The sequence below is a fragment of the Frateuria sp. GZRe14 genome, assembly GCF_051900395.1.
GTDB classification, from domain to species: Bacteria; Pseudomonadota; Gammaproteobacteria; order Xanthomonadales; family Rhodanobacteraceae; genus Frateuria_A; species Frateuria_A edaphi.
This window is the reverse complement of record NZ_JBHZGJ010000001.1, coordinates 1,458,678-1,473,824: the sequence shown is the minus strand read 5'-3', so window position 1 is coordinate 1,473,824 and position 15,147 is coordinate 1,458,678. Positions and strand designations below refer to the sequence as shown.

The 15,147-nt window shown below is 68.3% G+C and carries 12 protein-coding genes; 5 read left to right on the top strand and 7 right to left on the bottom strand.

Annotated elements, in window-relative coordinates; all coding sequences use genetic code 11:
- The first annotated feature begins 57 nt into the window (after positions 1–57).
- The 4 genes from ACFWZ1_RS06700 to ACFWZ1_RS06685 all read left to right on the top strand — a co-directional run bounded on the left by ACFWZ1_RS06700 (position 58) and on the right by ACFWZ1_RS06685 (position 3,844).
- Positions 58–795 carry a DNA-formamidopyrimidine glycosylase family protein gene (locus ACFWZ1_RS06700; RefSeq protein WP_439665850.1) on the top strand — a complete coding sequence of 246 codons (738 nt, stop codon included), beginning with the start codon at positions 58–60 and terminating at the stop codon, positions 793–795.
- 2 nt (positions 796–797) lie between these two features.
- On the top strand, positions 798–1,763 hold the full coding sequence (locus tag ACFWZ1_RS06695) for a cation diffusion facilitator family transporter (RefSeq protein WP_439665849.1): 966 nt from the start codon (positions 798–800) through the stop codon (positions 1,761–1,763).
- Between the two features lie 7 nt (positions 1,764–1,770).
- Positions 1,771–2,352: an alpha-ketoglutarate-dependent dioxygenase AlkB gene (locus ACFWZ1_RS06690; RefSeq protein ID WP_439665848.1), complete on the top strand. Its 582-nt coding sequence runs from the start codon at positions 1,771–1,773 to the stop codon at positions 2,350–2,352.
- 127 nt (positions 2,353–2,479) lie between these two features.
- Complete coding sequence (locus ACFWZ1_RS06685) at positions 2,480–3,844, top strand: hypothetical protein (protein ID WP_439665847.1); 1,365 nt, start codon at positions 2,480–2,482, stop codon at positions 3,842–3,844.
- Positions 3,845–3,911: 67 nt separating this feature from the next.
- On the opposite strand, the gene ACFWZ1_RS06680 is transcribed toward ACFWZ1_RS06685, so the two are convergent.
- The 4 genes from ACFWZ1_RS06680 to ACFWZ1_RS06665 form a co-directional block, all read right to left on the bottom strand.
- A complete protein-coding gene (locus tag ACFWZ1_RS06680) occupies positions 3,912–5,612 on the bottom strand; it encodes a M28 family metallopeptidase (RefSeq protein WP_439666880.1) in 1,701 nt (566 codons plus the stop codon).
- A gap of 84 nt (positions 5,613–5,696) precedes the next feature.
- On the bottom strand, positions 5,697–8,486 hold the full coding sequence (locus tag ACFWZ1_RS06675; protein WP_439665846.1) for a PAS domain-containing protein: 2,790 nt from the start codon (positions 8,484–8,486) through the stop codon (positions 5,697–5,699).
- Between the two features lie 116 nt (positions 8,487–8,602).
- The gene (locus tag ACFWZ1_RS06670) at positions 8,603–10,543 is read right to left on the bottom strand and encodes a PAS domain S-box protein (RefSeq protein WP_439665845.1); all 1,941 of its coding nucleotides are present in this window, start codon (positions 10,541–10,543) and stop codon (positions 8,603–8,605) included.
- A gap of 85 nt (positions 10,544–10,628) precedes the next feature.
- Positions 10,629–11,237, bottom strand: a complete 609-nt coding sequence (locus ACFWZ1_RS06665) for a class I SAM-dependent DNA methyltransferase (protein ID WP_439665844.1) — start codon at positions 11,235–11,237, stop codon at positions 10,629–10,631.
- Between the two features lie 104 nt (positions 11,238–11,341).
- On the opposite strand from ACFWZ1_RS06665, the gene ACFWZ1_RS06660 reads away from it, so the two are divergent.
- The gene (locus ACFWZ1_RS06660) at positions 11,342–11,635 is read left to right on the top strand and encodes a hypothetical protein (protein ID WP_439665843.1); all 294 of its coding nucleotides are present in this window, start codon (positions 11,342–11,344) and stop codon (positions 11,633–11,635) included.
- Between the two features lie 90 nt (positions 11,636–11,725).
- On the opposite strand, the gene ACFWZ1_RS06655 is transcribed toward ACFWZ1_RS06660, so the two are convergent.
- The 3 genes from ACFWZ1_RS06655 to ACFWZ1_RS06645 all read right to left on the bottom strand — a co-directional run bounded on the left by ACFWZ1_RS06655 (position 11,726) and on the right by ACFWZ1_RS06645 (position 15,062).
- Positions 11,726–12,640, bottom strand: coding sequence for a sensor domain-containing protein (locus ACFWZ1_RS06655; protein WP_231324852.1), 915 nt, complete (start codon positions 12,638–12,640; stop codon positions 11,726–11,728).
- A complete protein-coding gene (locus ACFWZ1_RS06650) occupies positions 12,640–13,002 on the bottom strand; it encodes a PadR family transcriptional regulator (RefSeq protein ID WP_231324850.1) in 363 nt (120 codons plus the stop codon). Before ACFWZ1_RS06650 ends, ACFWZ1_RS06655 begins: the two co-directional genes overlap by 1 nt.
- 188 nt (positions 13,003–13,190) lie before the next feature.
- Complete coding sequence (locus tag ACFWZ1_RS06645) at positions 13,191–15,062, bottom strand: PAS domain-containing protein (RefSeq protein WP_439665842.1); 1,872 nt, start codon at positions 15,060–15,062, stop codon at positions 13,191–13,193.
- Between the last annotated feature and the right edge of the window lie 85 nt (positions 15,063–15,147).

The window sequence follows — 15,147 nt, the reverse complement described above, 5'->3', positions numbered from 1 at the left end:
CCTGGACGTGTCCCCTTCCCGCCCAGAATGCGCCAAGGCAGCCACGACAGGTGATCCGTGCCCGAGGGCCCTTCGATCGTCATTCTGCGGGGAGAGTTGGCACCCTTCACCGGGTGCAGGATCCGCCGCGCCGAGGGCAACGCCAAGATCGACATGACCCGGCTCGCCGGCGAGCCCGTGGTGGCCTTCCGCAGCTTCGGCAAGCAGACGCTCATCGAGCTTCCCGACGTGACCATCCGCATCCACCTGTTGATGTTCGGCAGCTACCGCATCAACGAGCGCAAGGACGCCGCCCCGAGGCTCAGCCTGCAGTTCGACGAGGGCGAGCTCAACTTCTACAGCTGCTCGGTTCGCCTGCTGGATGGCGACCTCGACGATCTTTATGACTGGCGCGCCGACGTGATGTCCGATGACTGGGACCCGGCGCTCGCGCGCAAGCGCCTGCGCGCCATGCCGGACACGCTCGCCTGCGATGCGCTGCTCGACCAGGACGTCTTCGCCGGCGTGGGCAACATCATCAAGAACGAGGTGCTGTTCCGCATCCGCACGCACCCGCTCTCGACCGTCGGCGCGCTGCCGCCCCGCAAGCTGCGCGAGCTGGTCGAGCAGGCGCGCCAGTACAGCTTCGAGTTCCTCGAATGGAAGCGCGCGTTCGTGCTGCGCAAGCACTGGCTGGCACACAACAAAAGCATCTGCCCGCGCGACCACGTGAAGTTCCATCGCGCGTACCTTGGCAAGACCAACCGGCGCAGCTTCTTCTGCGAGCTGTGCCAGCGACGCTACGTGGAGAGCTGACGATGTCCTCCTCCTCGTCCAACTCGCGCCTGGTCGTGTACGCCGCGCTTGCCGGCAACCTGGCCATCGCCATCGCCAAATTCGTGGCGGCGGGCATTTCCGGCAGTTCGGCGATGCTCAGCGAGGGCGTGCACTCGCTGGTCGACACATCCAACGAACTGCTGCTGCTCTACGGCATGCGCCAGGCGGCCCGGCCGCCGGACGCCGTGCATCCGTTCGGCCATGGCCGCGAGCTCTACTTCTGGAGTTTCATCGTCGCGTTGCTGGTGTTCGCGCTGGGCGCGGGCGTATCGTTGTTCGAAGGCGTGAACCACCTGCGCCATCCCGAACCCATGACCGATCCGCGGATCAACTACATCGTGCTGGGCGTGTCGATGCTGTTCGAGGGGAGTTCGTGGTACCTGGCACTGCGGGAGTTTCGTGCGGCCAAGGGATCGATGGGCTACTTCGAAGCCTTCCGCAAGAGTAAGGACCCGACCACCTTCACCGTGCTGCTGGAAGATTCGGCCGCTCTTCTGGGCCTGCTGATCGCGCTCGCCGGCGTGGTGTGCGCCCGCGTGTTCGACAGGCCGGAGCTCGACGGCGCAGCCTCGATCGGCATCGCGATCGTGCTGGCGATCTCCGCGAGCCTGCTCGCGCGCGAGAGCAAGGGGCTGCTGCTTGGTGAGCCGGCGCATCCGCGGCTGCGCGAATCGCTGCTGGAGATCGCCGCCAACGATCCGGGCGTAGGCCACGTCAACGGCGTGCTGACCGTGCAGATGGGCCCACACACCGTGGTCGCGGCCTTGAGCGCCGAGTTCGAGGACCGGCTCACCACGCCGCAGATCGAGCAATGCATCAACCGCATCGAGAAGGCGGTCAAGAGCTGCCACGAAGAGGTGACCTCGCTGTTCGTCAAGCCGCAGACCACCGAAACCTGGCGGGCGCGCCAGCATGCCATCGCGCGGGAAAACGCGCCGAAAGGGTGAGGGCGCCATGGCCTCGTTCTCGCTGTTCGCCGCCGGCCCGCAGGTGCTCTTCGACGATGCCAGCGGTCGGGTCGCCTACACCCCGGACGTGGTGCCGGCCGAAACGGCGCAAGCGTGGTTCACGCAGCTGTTCGAGGGTATTGCCTGGCGCGGCGGTCGCCGCGTGATGTACGAGCGCGAGGTGGATGTGCCGCGCCTGCGCGCGCACTTCGACCTGGCCGATCCCGCCCTGCCCGCGCCGCTGCACGAAGTGCTCGCGGCGGTCCGCGCGGAAGTCGATGCACCTTTCACCAGCGTGGGGTTGAACCTCTACCGCGACGAGCACGACAGCGTGGCGCCACACAACGACAAGCTGGAGGATCTGGTGCGCGGCTACCCGATCGCCCTGCTGTCGCTGGGCGCCACGCGCGAGATGGTGATCCGCGCCAAGCGCCCGCCACGGCGCGTGCTGCACCTTGACCTGGCCGCCGGCAGCCTGCTGCTGATGGACTACGCCAGCCAGTTCCATTACGACCACGGCATTCCCAAGCAGCGCGCGGCCATGGGGCCGCGGATCAGCCTGGCGTTCCGCGTGCGGCCAACTCCGTAGGGTGGACTTCACCCCACCCTCTGCGTGCCGATGATGGGCTGAAGCCGACCCTACGACGTCCTGTCCAGGACGCTACATGGGGACGGCTTTTGGTACAGACTCTGCGACACGCACGGAGTCCCCGACGATGTCCTCCTGCCGCCTTGCCACCTGCGTCGCCTGTCTGCTGCTCACGATCGGCATGGCCATCGCCATGCCCAGGCAGGACAAGCCGGCGATGACACCCGAGCGCTGGTACGCGCTGCAGATGGAAGCGGCGGACAAGGCCGACCGCATCATGCGCCAGGCCGATCGCCGCAAGTCGCTGCTGGGGCGCTACGAGACCATGCTCTCGGCCATGTTCGAGGGCGACCGCAACCCGGCCTTTCCGGTGATCTTCGGCCAGTACCTGGCCTGGTACCAGACCTATATCGGCGATTACCCGAACGCCGCCGCAAGTTTCTCGGTGCAGGAAACGCAGTTGCCCGGCGACCATGCCCTGCCGCTCGGCCCGGGTATGCGGGCGCAACCGGCGATCGATGCGATCGCCAGGCTCGCACGCGGCCGGCAGGCGGTCTTCTTCAACGAGATCCACCACGTGCCGCTGACCCGCACGCTGACCATCGAACTGCTCGCAAGGCTGCGCGAGGAAGGATTCGATACCTTCGCTGCCGAGACCCTTTATTCCAGCGACGACAAGCTGCAGGCGCGCGGCTGGCCGGTCGAGGGCACCGGCTTCTACACGAACGAACCGCTCTGCGCGGAGATGGTGCGTACCGCGCTCAGGCTTGGCTATCGCGTGGTGGCCTACGAAGCCGAGGGCGGCGACAGCGGCGATGCGCGCGAGCGCTCGCAGGCGCGCAACCTCTACGAGCGCGTGTTCAAGGCCAACCCGAAGGCGCGACTGGTGGTCGACGCCGGCTACGGGCATATCCAGGAAAGCGGCAAGTACCTCGGCGGCCAGTCGATGGCCGAACACCTGCGCACGTTGAGTGGCATCGACCCGCTGACGGTCGAGCAGACCATGCTGGTGCCGCATCCGGATGCCACACACGATCATCCCTACTACGCGGCGTTGGTGGCGCGGCTCAAACCCGTGCAACCGATGGTGTTCCTCGATGTGGAGGGCAAGCCGTGGGCGCTGCGCGACGGCTACGACGTGAGCGTGTTGTTTCCGCCCGAAACGCTGCGTCGTGGCCGCCCGACCTGGCTCGCGCTGGACGGCCTGCGCAAGCCGGTTCCGGTGGATGGCGATGAAATCTGCCGATCCGACTATCCCTGCCTGGTCGAAGCGCGCTACGCCAACGAGACGGATGCGGCAATCCCGGCCGACCGGCTGGTGTTCGATCCACCGCCGCGCCAGGGGCCGACCGGCCGCCTGTTGCGTCCCACCCTTGGCGCGTCGGCCAGCGACCTTTACCTGCGTCCGGGCGACTATCGGCTGTTGGCGACCGACGCACAGGGGCGCGTGCTCGGGCGTCGGTCGATCAGTGTGCGAGGTGCCACACCCTAGTGCGGGCCTTCCCCCGTTTACGGGGGAAGGCGCCGACAGGCGGGACGGGGGCGCGATCCCCCGGCCCTCACTTGCGCTGGTCGGCCGTCTTCTCGCGCACCGCGCGGAATTCCGAATCCTTCGACCAAGCCGGCCAGGCGTCCGAGCCGGCGAGCTGGTAGCCGAGCTGGTAAAGCAGCCGCAGGTCGTGCGCCATGCCGGTGAACGTCCAGCTGGCCTGCCATTCGTCCGAGGGCTGGTGGTAGTGCTCGCGGTTGTAGAGCTTGCCCGCGGCCTCGCCCGCCGCCTTGCCGCCCTTGACCAGGTCGTTGCCCGATTCGAACGAGATCGCCGGGATGCCCTGCTTCGCAAAGGAGAAATGATCGGAGCGGAAGAAGCTGCCTGCCTCCGGGTGCGGATCGGGCGCGTAGCTCATGCCGTAGGTCTTCGCCAGCGCGATCAGGCGATCGAGCAGCCCGAGCTTCGCGTTGCCGGAAATGGAAAAGTTGCGCGCGGGGCCGCTCGGGTCGAGCGCGTCGGTGTTGATGTCGGCCACGGTCTTGCCGACCGGGTACAGCGGATGCGTGGCGTAGTACTCCGAACCCAGCAGGCCCTTTTCCTCGGCGGTCACCGCCAGGAACACGACCGAACGCTCGGGCCGCGGCGCACGCGCAAAGGCGCGTCCCAGCTCGATCAGCGCTGCGGTGCCTGTAGCGTTGTCGACCGCGCCGTTGTAGATGCGGTCGCCCTTGGCGTCCGGCGCGCCCACGCCCAGGTGGTCCCAGTGCGCACTGTAGATCACCGTCTCGTCCGGGCGTTTGGCGCCCTCGACGCGGCCGACGATGTTCTGCGAGGTGATCACCTTGGCGTCGACGTCGTAGTGCGCCGAGAAGGTCACGCCATCGAGCGTCACCGGCTTGAAGTCGCGCCTCTGCGCCCGCTTCTTGAGCGCGGCGAAATCCAGCCCCGCGGCCTTGAACATCTGCACCGCCAGGTCGTGCTGGATCCAGCCTTCCAGCGTGGGGTGCTCGGCGGCCGGCTTGTCCCGCACGATGTCGAACTGCACGTTGGTGTTGGAATTCTTCACCGTGGCCCAGCCGTAGGAGGCCGGTGCGGTCTCGTGCACCACCAGCATCCCCAGCGCGCCCTGGCGCGCGGCTTCCTCGTACTTGTAGGTCCAGCGGCCGTAGTAGGTCATTGCCTTGCCGCCGAAGTCGCCGCGGCCGGTCTCGAAGTCCGGATCGTTGACCAGCACCACGCCGATCTTGCCCTTGAGGTCCACGCCCTTGAAGTCGTCCCAGTGGCGCTCGGGTGCCTTGACGCCGTAGCCGACGAACACCAGCGGCGCGTTCTCGATGTCGACCTTGCGGCTGCCGTCCATCGCCGCGCGCACGGCGATCTGCTCGCCCTGGGTCAGGGCCATGGCCTTGCCGTCCTCGCTCAGCGAGAACGTGGGCGTACCGGCGATCTCGAAGCGGCCCAGCGGCACCGGCTGGGTCCAGGTGCGCTTGCCGTCGACGATGGCGCCGCCCGGCGAAAGACCGGCGTCCTTGAACCGCGCGACCACGTAGTCGACCGTCTTCGTTTCGCCCGCCGTGGCCGGGCCGCGCCCTTCGAAGGCGTCGGAGGAGAGAGTCCTGACCTCCTGCGACAGGCGGTGCGGGTCGAACGTCGGCAGGTCGGTGGACCATGCGGGGCTGGCGAGCGCGGGCGCGAGCAAGGCCGCGGCGATGGCGTAGGCGAGCGATCGGTTCACAGGAGCACCTTTGCGAGGGGACACCCCTTGCATGGTAGGCATGCGAGCTGCGGATTCCTACCGTCCCGAAGCTTGCCCTTGCGGAAGCTCTCGAGCCCCGGCAAGGGACGGCGCAGGTCACGCGCCCACTACCGCCAGTACCTTGCGTTCCAGCTCGTCGTCGCGGAACGGTTTCTGCACCACCCGCTCCTCGCCGACGCCCGCCAATGCGGTCTGGTCGGCATAGCCGGTAACGAACAGCACGGGCAGTTCGGGCCGGCGTGCGCGGGCCTGCTGGGCAACCTCCACGCCGTTCATGCCGGGCATGGCGAAGTCCGCCACCAGCAGGTCCACCTGCGCCGAACGGTCCAGCAGATCCAGCGCCGCGCCGCCAGACCCGGCCTCCAGCACCTCGAAGCCGAGCTGGCGCAGCCGCGCGGCGGTGACGTCGCGGACCGCGCTGTCGTCATCGACCAGCAGCGCGAACCGGCGCTGTGGCAGCGGCTCGGCGTGGGTGTGGTTGTCGGCCATCGCCGGCTCCACGGCCACGCCTGCCTGCGCGCGCGGCAGGTAGACGCGCACGGTGGTTCCGGCATCCGGCCGGCTCTCGATGCGCACGCCGCCGCCGGACTGCTGCGCAAACCCGAGCACCTGTGCCAGGCCCAGCCCGGACCCCTTGCCCACGCCCTTGGTGGTGAAGAACGGCTCGAACGCGTGCGCGCGCACTTCCTCGCTCATGCCGGTGCCGGTATCGGTGACCGAAATGACCACGTAGTCGCCCGGCGTCGGCTCGCCGGGTACTCGGGGCTCGTCGGTGAGCGAGGCATTGGCCGTCTCGATGGCAAGGCTGCCGCCCACCGGCATGGCGTCGCGTGCGTTGATCGCGAGGTTGAGGATCACCAGTTCGATCTGGGTCGGATCGACCAACGCGCTCCACAAACCCGGTTGCAGGTGTGCCGCCACCGCAACGCTGCCGCCCATGGTGCTGCGGAGCAGCTCGCTCATGCCCTGGACGGTGCCGTTCAAGTCGACCACCTTGGGCTCCAGCCGCTGCCGGCGCGAGAACGCGAGCAGCTGCGAGGTCAGCGTGGCGCCCCGCAGCGCGGCTTGGCGCATCAGGTCCAGCCGCCGGCGCACCTTGGGATCGTCCACCGTCATTTCGATCAGGTCGAGGTTGCCCAGCACGATGGTGAGCAGGTTGTTGAAGTCGTGCGCCACGCCGGAGGTGAGCTGGCCGACCGCCTCCAGCCGCTGCATCTGGCGCAACGTCGCCTCGACCCGCTCGCGGCCTTCGATCTGGTTGCGCAACTGGCGGTTGGCCGCCTCCAGTTCGTGCGCGGCGAGCTTCTCCTGGGTGACGTCGCGCCCGACCGCGTAGATGCGGTCATGCTCGGCCACTGCGGTCCAGGCGATCCAGCGCCAGCCGCCGTGCTCGCACCGCATACGGTTCTCGAACGGCGGAGCCACGTGCCCGCGGCGCAGGCATGCCAGCACGGCATCGGCGGTGGCCCGGTCCTCCGGATGGATGAAATCCAGGAAAGGCCGCGCGAGCAGGGTCTCGCTGTCGTAGCCCAGGATGCGGGTCCAGGAGGGATTGATGACCTTGAAGTAGCCGTCGAACCCGGCCACCGCGAACAGGTCGCGGCTGAGCTCGAACACCCGCTCGCGCTCGCGCCCGATCCGCAGCGCCGCCTCCTGCAGCGCACGGTTGCGATCCTCCAGCGCGGTCCGCTCGCGGTGCGCGCCGGTGACGTCCTGGTTGACGCCGATCATCCGGCGCCCGCCATCGGAACCGATGACGGGCGTGCCCTTGGAGAGGATCCAGCGGGTCTCGCCGTGGGTGCGGATGCGGAATTCGATGTCCAGCGGCTGGCCGCTTTCGGTGCTGCGGCGGACCGCCTCGTCGACGGCCACGCGGTCTTCCTCGTACACGGTGGCAAGCCAGGCCTCTTCGGGCGTGATCCCCGCGTCCGGGTCAAGCCCGAACAGCACGTACATCTCGCGCGACCAGCTGGCGTCGCCCGACGGCAGCTCCCAGTCCCATACGCCGATCTTGCCCACCCGCTGGGCGAGTTTCAGCCGCGCTTCGCTGGCGCGCAGCGCATCCTCGGCGCGGCGGCGGTCGGTGACGTCCATCAGCACGCCCATCGCCTTCGCCGGCTGGCCGTCCTGCGCGTGGATCTCGGCACGCAGCAGCAGCGCGCGCCCTTCGCCACCGGGGCAGACATAGCGAAACTCTGTCTCGATGAAGCGCTCGCCATGGGCCAGCGCATCGACCATGCACGCCTGCAGACGCTCGCGTTCGCCAGCGGGGTAGCCGGCGCGAATCTGCTCCATCGTGGGCGTGGCGTCCTCGGGAAAGCCGAGCAGGCGGTTGAGTTCGGGCGAGCCGACGAGCGTCTCGTTGCGCAGGTCCGCTTCCCACACCGCCATGCGCCCGGCTTCGATGGCCAGGTGCAGCCGCGCCTGGCTGGTTTCCAGCGCCGCACGCAGCTGGCGCCACTCGCTGACGTCCTGCAACGTGCCGATGTAGCGCACCGCGCGGACCTCGCCATCGACGGGCGCGAACAACGCCTGGCCATGCGCGATCACCCAGCGTACCTCGCCGTCATCGTGCACCACGCGGTATTCGAAGGGCACGCGCTCGCGGATCTGTGGATCGAGCGCGCGCAGCAACATGCCATGCGTGCGCGGCAGGTCGTCCGGATGGGTGCGTGCCTGCAGCTGTTCCAGGCGCAACGGTTCGTCGCCCGGCGGCAAGCCGCAGATCTCGCGGGCGCGGGGGGAATAGACGAACGTGTTGTCGAGCAGGTTCCAGTCCCAGATGCCCAGCTTGGCCGCGCGCGTCGCCAGCTCCAGGCGCTCCTCGCTGCCAAACGGCATTCCGGCGCACGCCTGCGTGGAGAACGGATCCGCGCGGTGCTGCATGGCAAACCACCTCGTTCCTGCGACCAGCCAGGGCACTTTAGCGCAGGCGGGACATGGGGACGTGAGGTTCCCGGAAGGATGCGGCGCGAAGCCCGCCGATCACGCCTGCAAAATGCTCAGCCAGCCCTTTCCGCCACGCCGAGCTGGCCGGCGGCATCGGCGATGGCCCGATGCAGTTCGCGCCTGGTGAAGGGTTTGCCCAGCCGCACCAGTTCCATGGCGGGCGCCCCGGGAAGCTCGGCATAGCCGGAAGCAAGCACGATCGGCAGGCCCGGATCGCGATCGCGCAGGAGCTTGGCCAGCCGGATGCCGGTGATGCCGGGCATCGCCTGGTCCGTGATGACTACGTCGACCTCGCCCTTGGCATCGACGTACGCCAGTGCCTCCTCGGCCGAACGCACGGCATGGACGGCGTGACCGAGATCCTCGGCCATCGCCATCGTGCTCAGCAGCACGAGCTCGTCGTCGTCCACGACCAGCAGGCTCAGCGGCTCGCCCGCATGCATCGGGGCATCGATGTCCTCGCTCGCCTCGGCGACCGCGGTCGCGTCGGACGTCGCGGCGGCGACCGGCAACCAGATTTCCACCGTGGTGCCCCTGCCCGGCTGACTCTGCAGCAGCAGGCGCCCGCCCGATTGCTCGGCCAGGCCATAGGCCATCGACAGGCCCAGGCCGGTGCCCTTGCCCACGCCCTTGGTGGTGAAGAACGGCTCCGTGGCGCGCCGGACGGTGTCCGGATCCATGCCGTGGCCCTCGTCGGCCACCCACAGGCAGACGTATTCGCCGTGCGGCAGCGCGGTCGAGTGGCCCTCGCCGGCCCACTCGCTGCGCGCCCCGATCTCCAGCCGGCCGCCTTGCGGCATGGCATCGCGGCCGTTGACGGCCAGGTTGAGCAGCGCCAGTTCCAGCTGGTTGGGGTCGATCAATATCCGCGGGAGCTGCAGCGGGAAACTGGTGCCGATGCGGATTTCCGGCCCCAGCGAGCGTCGGATCAGGTCCGCCATGCCATGCACCAGCAGCGGCACGTCGACCGGCCGCGGATGCAGTTCCTGGCGCCGCGCGAAGGCGAGCATGCGCTGGGTCAATGCCGCGCCACGCTGCGCGCCGGCCATCGCGTTGTCCAGCAGCTGCTGCGGGCGCGCGGCCGGCGGCAACCATTTGCGCAATAACTCCAGGTTGCCCATCACCGCCATCAACAAGTTGTTGAAGTCGTGCGCCACGCCACCGGTGAGCTGGCCGATGGATTCGGATTTCTGCGACTGGAACAGCGCCTCGCGCGCGACCGCCAGTTCCTCTTCGGCCCGCTTCTTCTCGGTCACGTCGCGGGTGATCTTGGCAAAGCCCACGACCCGGCCCGTGTCGTCGGTCAGGCGGTCGATCACCACATGCGCGAAGAACAGCGAGCCATCCTTGCGCCGGCGCCAACCCTCGCCCTCGTACACGCCCTGCGTGCGCGCGACGGCGAGGTTGCGGGCGGGCTTTCCGGCCTTGGCGTCCTCGTCCGCGTAGAAATGGCTGAAGTGCTTGCCCAGCACCTCGTCGGCGCGATAACCCTTGATGCGCTGGGCGCCGGCATTCCAGCTGGCCACATGACCGTCCGGGTCGAGCAGGTAGATGGCGTAGTCGCGCACGCCCTGCACGAGCAGGCTGAACTGCTGCTCGTTGCTGCCAAGCATGTCGTCGGACTGGTGCGGCCAGGGAATGTCGCGGACCAGGTAGGCGTAGCCCTCCAGCTTGCCCGCCCTGTCACGCACGGCCTCCAGGATGGTTCGCGCCCACACCCGCTGGCCGTGCTTGCCCTGGTGCCAACCGGTTTCCTCGTCGCGTCCGTCATCCCTTGCCGCCTTAAGGGCCTGCTCCGGCAAGCCCGCCGCACAGCTCTCCGGGGTTTGCAGCGACTCGAAAGGCTGGCCGACGATGTCGGCGGCGGCGTAGCCGAAAATGCGTTCGGCACCTGCGTTCCAGCTGGCGATCCGACCCTGCGGATCGAGGAAAACCATGGCAAGCGTGTCCAGCGCCTGCACCATCCGGCTGTAGTTTTCCTCACCTGTCGACATGACTGACCTCTCGAACCAAAACAACCTGCACCCGCGGCGGCAGACGGCGGATTATGCGACCCGCCTCCATCCGCGCCGTGAATGCCTAGCCTGCGACCCTTGCACGCTCGAGCGCCGCCACGTGACGCTCCAGCCGCGGCCCCAGGTAGCAATGCGAGCCACACGGCATCAGGCCCGCCTGCGCGAACTCGCGAAGGTACCAAGCGGGCGGCCGCGACAGGAACCCTTCGCGGTCACCGACGACGTCGTCGCGGCTGGTGAAAACCTCCAGGAACGCCACGCCCTCGAGCATCTCGCCGATGCCGGCCAGGCCGGCGCGGATCTCGCCGGGCCTGAGATAATGCAGCACGTCGGTGCACACGATCAGGTCGAAGCGGCTGTCGAAGCGCAGGTGCTCGAGTTGGCCGAAACTTGCCAGCCCGACGTTGCGGCTGCGCCCGTAGCGGGCCACCACGTAGGCGCTCGCGTCCAGTCCGCGGTATTCCACGCCCGGCCGCAGTGCGCGCAGCGGCGCGCGCCACGGTGCCTCACCGCAGCCGACATCGAGCACGTTGCGCAGCGGGCGACCCAGGTAGTACTCCGCCTGTGCGACCGCCAGCGCCACCTTTCGCCTGAGTTCGGCGATCGAGGCGACGGCGTGGCGCGGGTCGCGGTACCACTTGTCGAAATAGGCGCGATCGTAGGTCTTGGGCATGGGCTGGGCGGTCGCGAAAAGAGCCCATGGTACGGCCTGGCAATCACCCGACGCATACATGGGGCACTCCAGCATTTTTGCAACCGCCCCATCTGGAGCCAGTCATGTCCATGATCCGCCTGCGCCTCATCGGCAACCGTGACGCCGCCGATTCGATCATCACCGTGCTGCACGGCATCGACGGCATCGAACACGTCGAGGAGATCGAGGACTTCATGCTGGGCGTGCGCGACGATTCCAGCTCGGCCAACCTCGTCGACGACAGCGAGGGCAAAGTCTTCATGGTCGAGGTCGACGCACCGGACGACATGCGCGCCGATGCGGTGCGGGTGGTCGCCGAAGCCGAAGCCCGCCGACTGGACGCGGGCCTGGAAATCGTCGACGGCGAGGATTTCTGACCTTCACCAGGCTCGCGGGGCGCCTTCAGCCCGCCAGACGCCTTGCCGCGAGCCCCGCTGGTGGGCCGAAGCCCACCCTGCTACCAACGCTCAGCCGCGCACCAGCAGGTGCCGCGCGACCTGCCCATGCATTCGGCCCAGGCCACGCGCCAGGTGCAGCGTGGCGAACAGCAGCAGCACGCCCAGCACGCACAGCGCGATCGCGTCGCCCCAGCCCGGCACGTGCTGGCCGAAGCCCCAGTTGATGACCGGCTGGTCGTTGACGTACACGTCCGAGATCCAGCTCGGCGCGAACGCCCAGGCGATCGGCGCGCCGATGAAGCCCACCGCCACCGAGATCAGCGTCACCGCAATGGTGAAGTAGACGATACCCAGCGGCAGCATCAGCAGCATGTACAGCAACGTGGTCCAGGTGCGCGCGTCGGTGAACATGGCGCCGATGCGCTTCATCAGGGTCAGCTCGCGCGTCGGATAGGGCGGACGCCGTGGCATGCGCGCACCCAGCATGGCCTCCACGATCCGGCCCTCCACCAGCGAGAGCACCCGCACCGAGCCGAAGAACAGCACGATGAACGGCAAGCCGACGATCAGCACCGACAGCCCGGCCGACAGCGACACGCCGGTGACCGCCCAGGTGAAATAGAAGATGCCCGTGGCCAGCGCCAGCACCATGTAGAACAGCGCGCCATAAGTGCGAGGGTCGGCCGCCACGCCGAAGAAGCGCCCCGCCAGCGAGCGGCGCCTGGGCTGCAGCGGCGGTCGCAACGCGCGCTGGATTTTGATTTCCTGGTCACGGTAGAGCTCGGCCACCTCTTCCGGTGCGCCGTAGCTCCCGACCACGTGGGCCAGCATGTCCGCCTCGCTGCGGCCCGGCTGTTCGGCCAGCTCGGCGCGCAGGTGTTCCTCGGCGTCGTAGAGCGCATCCTGCACCAGTGCCGGGTCGGCGCCGCGCAGCGCGGCGCGCAGTTGGTCGAGATATTCGTTGATCGTGCGCGGTGCGTTCATCACACCTCTCCTTGAAGGACCTTGTCGACGGAATCACGCGTGGCGTTCCAGGCCGCGACCCATTCGCGCAGCACGTCCCGCCCCGGCTTGGTAACGCGGTAATAGCGGCGCGGCGGGCCGCTCACCGAAGGCTCCACTTCGCTGGCCAGCAACCCGGCCGCCTCCAGGTTGCGCAGCACCGGGTAGAGCGCGCTCTGCTTGCCTGCCAGCACGCCCTCGCCCAGCTCTTCCAGCCGCTTGGCGATCTGATAGCCGTAAAGCGGCTGCCTCGATTGCCCCAGCACCGCCAGCAGCACCAGCGAAACGGTGCCGGCGGAGAGCTCCTTCTGGAATTTCTTCAGATGGCCGACCCGATCGTCCACACGCTTGCCTGCACTGCCACTTGGGTTGCTGTGAAGGTTAGTGCGAAGTTCGCACTAGTGCATGGGCCTGAAGTCATGCCGCGTTCGCGGGACAGGCGTTCATCGGGCCGGAGACGGCATGGCAGGACATCGCCCCGCGAGCTTCGCGCCCCCCTTTGGTTCGATGCTGTTGCCCTGGATAGTGCGGTCTACGCTTGATCGCCCGCGAGCCGGTCGATCGGCACGGACACGCGTATCTCGAGTCCCTCGGGATGCCAGATGCGGGTCAGCTCTCCGGCCAACTGCTCGCGCAGCGTCAGGTCAACCAGCCGGCTGCCGAAGCCGGTCCGCTCCGGTTCCTGCACGGGAGGCCCGCCCTGCTCGCGCCAGTTCAGCGCGAAGCGGTCAACGGAGCGCTCGCCCCAGATACGCACCTTGCCGTCGGGCACGGCAAACGCCCCGTATTTGGCCGCGTTGGTAGCCAATTCGTGGATTGCCAGGGACAGCGGCGTGAGCGCGCGCGCATCGAGTGCCAGGTCATCCCCGGTCACCTCGATGCGGTCGTATCCCTCCAGGGCATAGGGCCTGAGCAGGCGCCGAGTGAGGCCCAGCACCGTGGCCTCCTTCTCCACCGGCCCGGCGTCGGCTCCCTGCGGGCGGGCATAGTCGTGGGCCTCGTCCAGGGCGAGAAGGCGGGCGAGCAGTTCGTCGGCGAAGGCGCGGCTTCCGGGGAATCGCCGGACCGTCAGCGCGACCAGGCCGGAAACCACCGCGAATATGTTCTTGATACGGTGGCCCAGCTCCTTGCCGGCCAGCTCCAGCTGCTCGGCGGAAGCCTTCTGCTCGTGGATGTCGGTGCAGGTGCCCATCCAGTGCAGGATCTGCCCACTGTCATTGCGTACCGGATGCGCGCGGCCGAGTACCCAGCGGTAGACCCCCGTGTGGTGGCGCAGGCGGTATTCGATCTCGTAGGGCTCGCCGGTGGCCAGGCTGTGCCGCCAGCGTTCGAAGGTTCGCTCGCGGTCGTCTGGATGGAACAGGTAGGCCCATCCGTCGCCTTCGGTGGTTCCCGGCGTGGCGCCGGTGAATTCGTACCAGCGGCGATTGAAGAACTCGTGGTAGCCATCGGGCCGGGCGGTCCAGATGATCTGGTCGACCGAGTCGACGATGGTCGCGAGCGAGGTGCGGCTGTTCTCCAACGCCTGTTCCATGCGCTTGCGCTCGGTGATGTCCAGGAACAGCACGGCGAAGCACTGTCCTCCGAGCGGATGGGCACGGGCCTCGAACGTGCGCAGTTGCAGCGCGGGCACCTCGACTTCGAACGCCGCCGGAACGCCCTCGTCGACTACCTTGCCGTAGAGCTGGATGACGCTGAACGGGAACCCCGGCACCACCTCGCTGACCGGACGGCCCACGACCGCCTGTGCCGCACGGCCGGTCTGTGCGGTGAACGCCTCGTTGACTTCCAGGAAAACGAAATCGATGACCTGGCCCGCCCCGTCGCGCACCACCTCGGCAATGAAGAAGCCCTCGCGGATGCGCGCGAACAGGTCGCGGTAGGGCCGGTCCTGCAGCGCCGCCGCGGTCGCGCCGCCGGCCCGATGCAGTCCGCCCCCGTCGACCGGATCGCGTACCTGCATCGCGCCGGTGGTCTCGTGGACGAACTGGAAGGCGCCGACCTGCTGCCCGCGCGCGTCGCGCAGCGGGAAGAAGCTCATCTCGTAGCTGCGCCGGCCGCGCCGGGCGTCGCCGTACTCGCCGGTCTGGCGGAACGACTCGCCGGCAAGCGCGCGGCTCCACACGGCCCTGACTTCGCCCTGCTCGCGCGGCCGGTCACCGAGCAGGTCGAGCATGGAGTCGCCGCGCCGGGGCCGCACCCCGAAAATGCGCTCGAACTCGTCGGCGCTGGTCCGGTTGATCGCCAGGAAACGGTAATCGCGGTCGGCGACCTGGATCATCGCCGGGCTGGCATCGATGACCTGCTGGAGGATGTCCAGGCCCGGAACGCCCGCCGCCGGGCCGTCGCTGGCGGGAGTGGACGAATGGCTCGTTGCGCTCGACTGAGCCTGCGATTGGATCATCGGACCATCACGCCTTCGGCAGGCGTGGCTGATGTTGTCCAGAAGGTGCGCATGGTGTTCCGGCCTCCTCCAGGTCCGCCGCAGC

What these genes read in the sequence shown, in the direction of transcription:
- ACFWZ1_RS06655 (WP_231324852.1), bottom strand. Translation starts at nt 12,640, where the DNA reads ATGAACGCACCGCGCACGATCAACGAATATCTCGACCAACTGCGCGCC.
- ACFWZ1_RS06645 (WP_439665842.1), bottom strand. Translation starts at nt 15,062, where the DNA reads ATGATCCAATCGCAGGCTCAGTCGAGCGCAACGAGCCATTCGTCCACT.
- ACFWZ1_RS06665 (WP_439665844.1), bottom strand. Translation starts at nt 11,237, where the DNA reads ATGCCCAAGACCTACGATCGCGCCTATTTCGACAAGTGGTACCGCGAC.
- ACFWZ1_RS06680 (WP_439666880.1), bottom strand. Translation starts at nt 5,612, where the DNA reads ATGCAAGGGGTGTCCCCTCGCAAAGGTGCTCCTGTGAACCGATCGCTC.
- ACFWZ1_RS06675 (WP_439665846.1), bottom strand. Translation starts at nt 8,486, where the DNA reads ATGCAGCACCGCGCGGATCCGTTCTCCACGCAGGCGTGCGCCGGAATG.
- ACFWZ1_RS06660 (WP_439665843.1), top strand. Translation starts at nt 11,342, where the DNA reads ATGTCCATGATCCGCCTGCGCCTCATCGGCAACCGTGACGCCGCCGAT.
- ACFWZ1_RS06685 (WP_439665847.1), top strand. Translation starts at nt 2,480, where the DNA reads ATGTCCTCCTGCCGCCTTGCCACCTGCGTCGCCTGTCTGCTGCTCACG.
- ACFWZ1_RS06690 (WP_439665848.1), top strand. Translation starts at nt 1,771, where the DNA reads ATGGCCTCGTTCTCGCTGTTCGCCGCCGGCCCGCAGGTGCTCTTCGAC.
- ACFWZ1_RS06695 (WP_439665849.1), top strand. Translation starts at nt 798, where the DNA reads ATGTCCTCCTCCTCGTCCAACTCGCGCCTGGTCGTGTACGCCGCGCTT.
- ACFWZ1_RS06670 (WP_439665845.1), bottom strand. Translation starts at nt 10,543, where the DNA reads ATGTCGACAGGTGAGGAAAACTACAGCCGGATGGTGCAGGCGCTGGAC.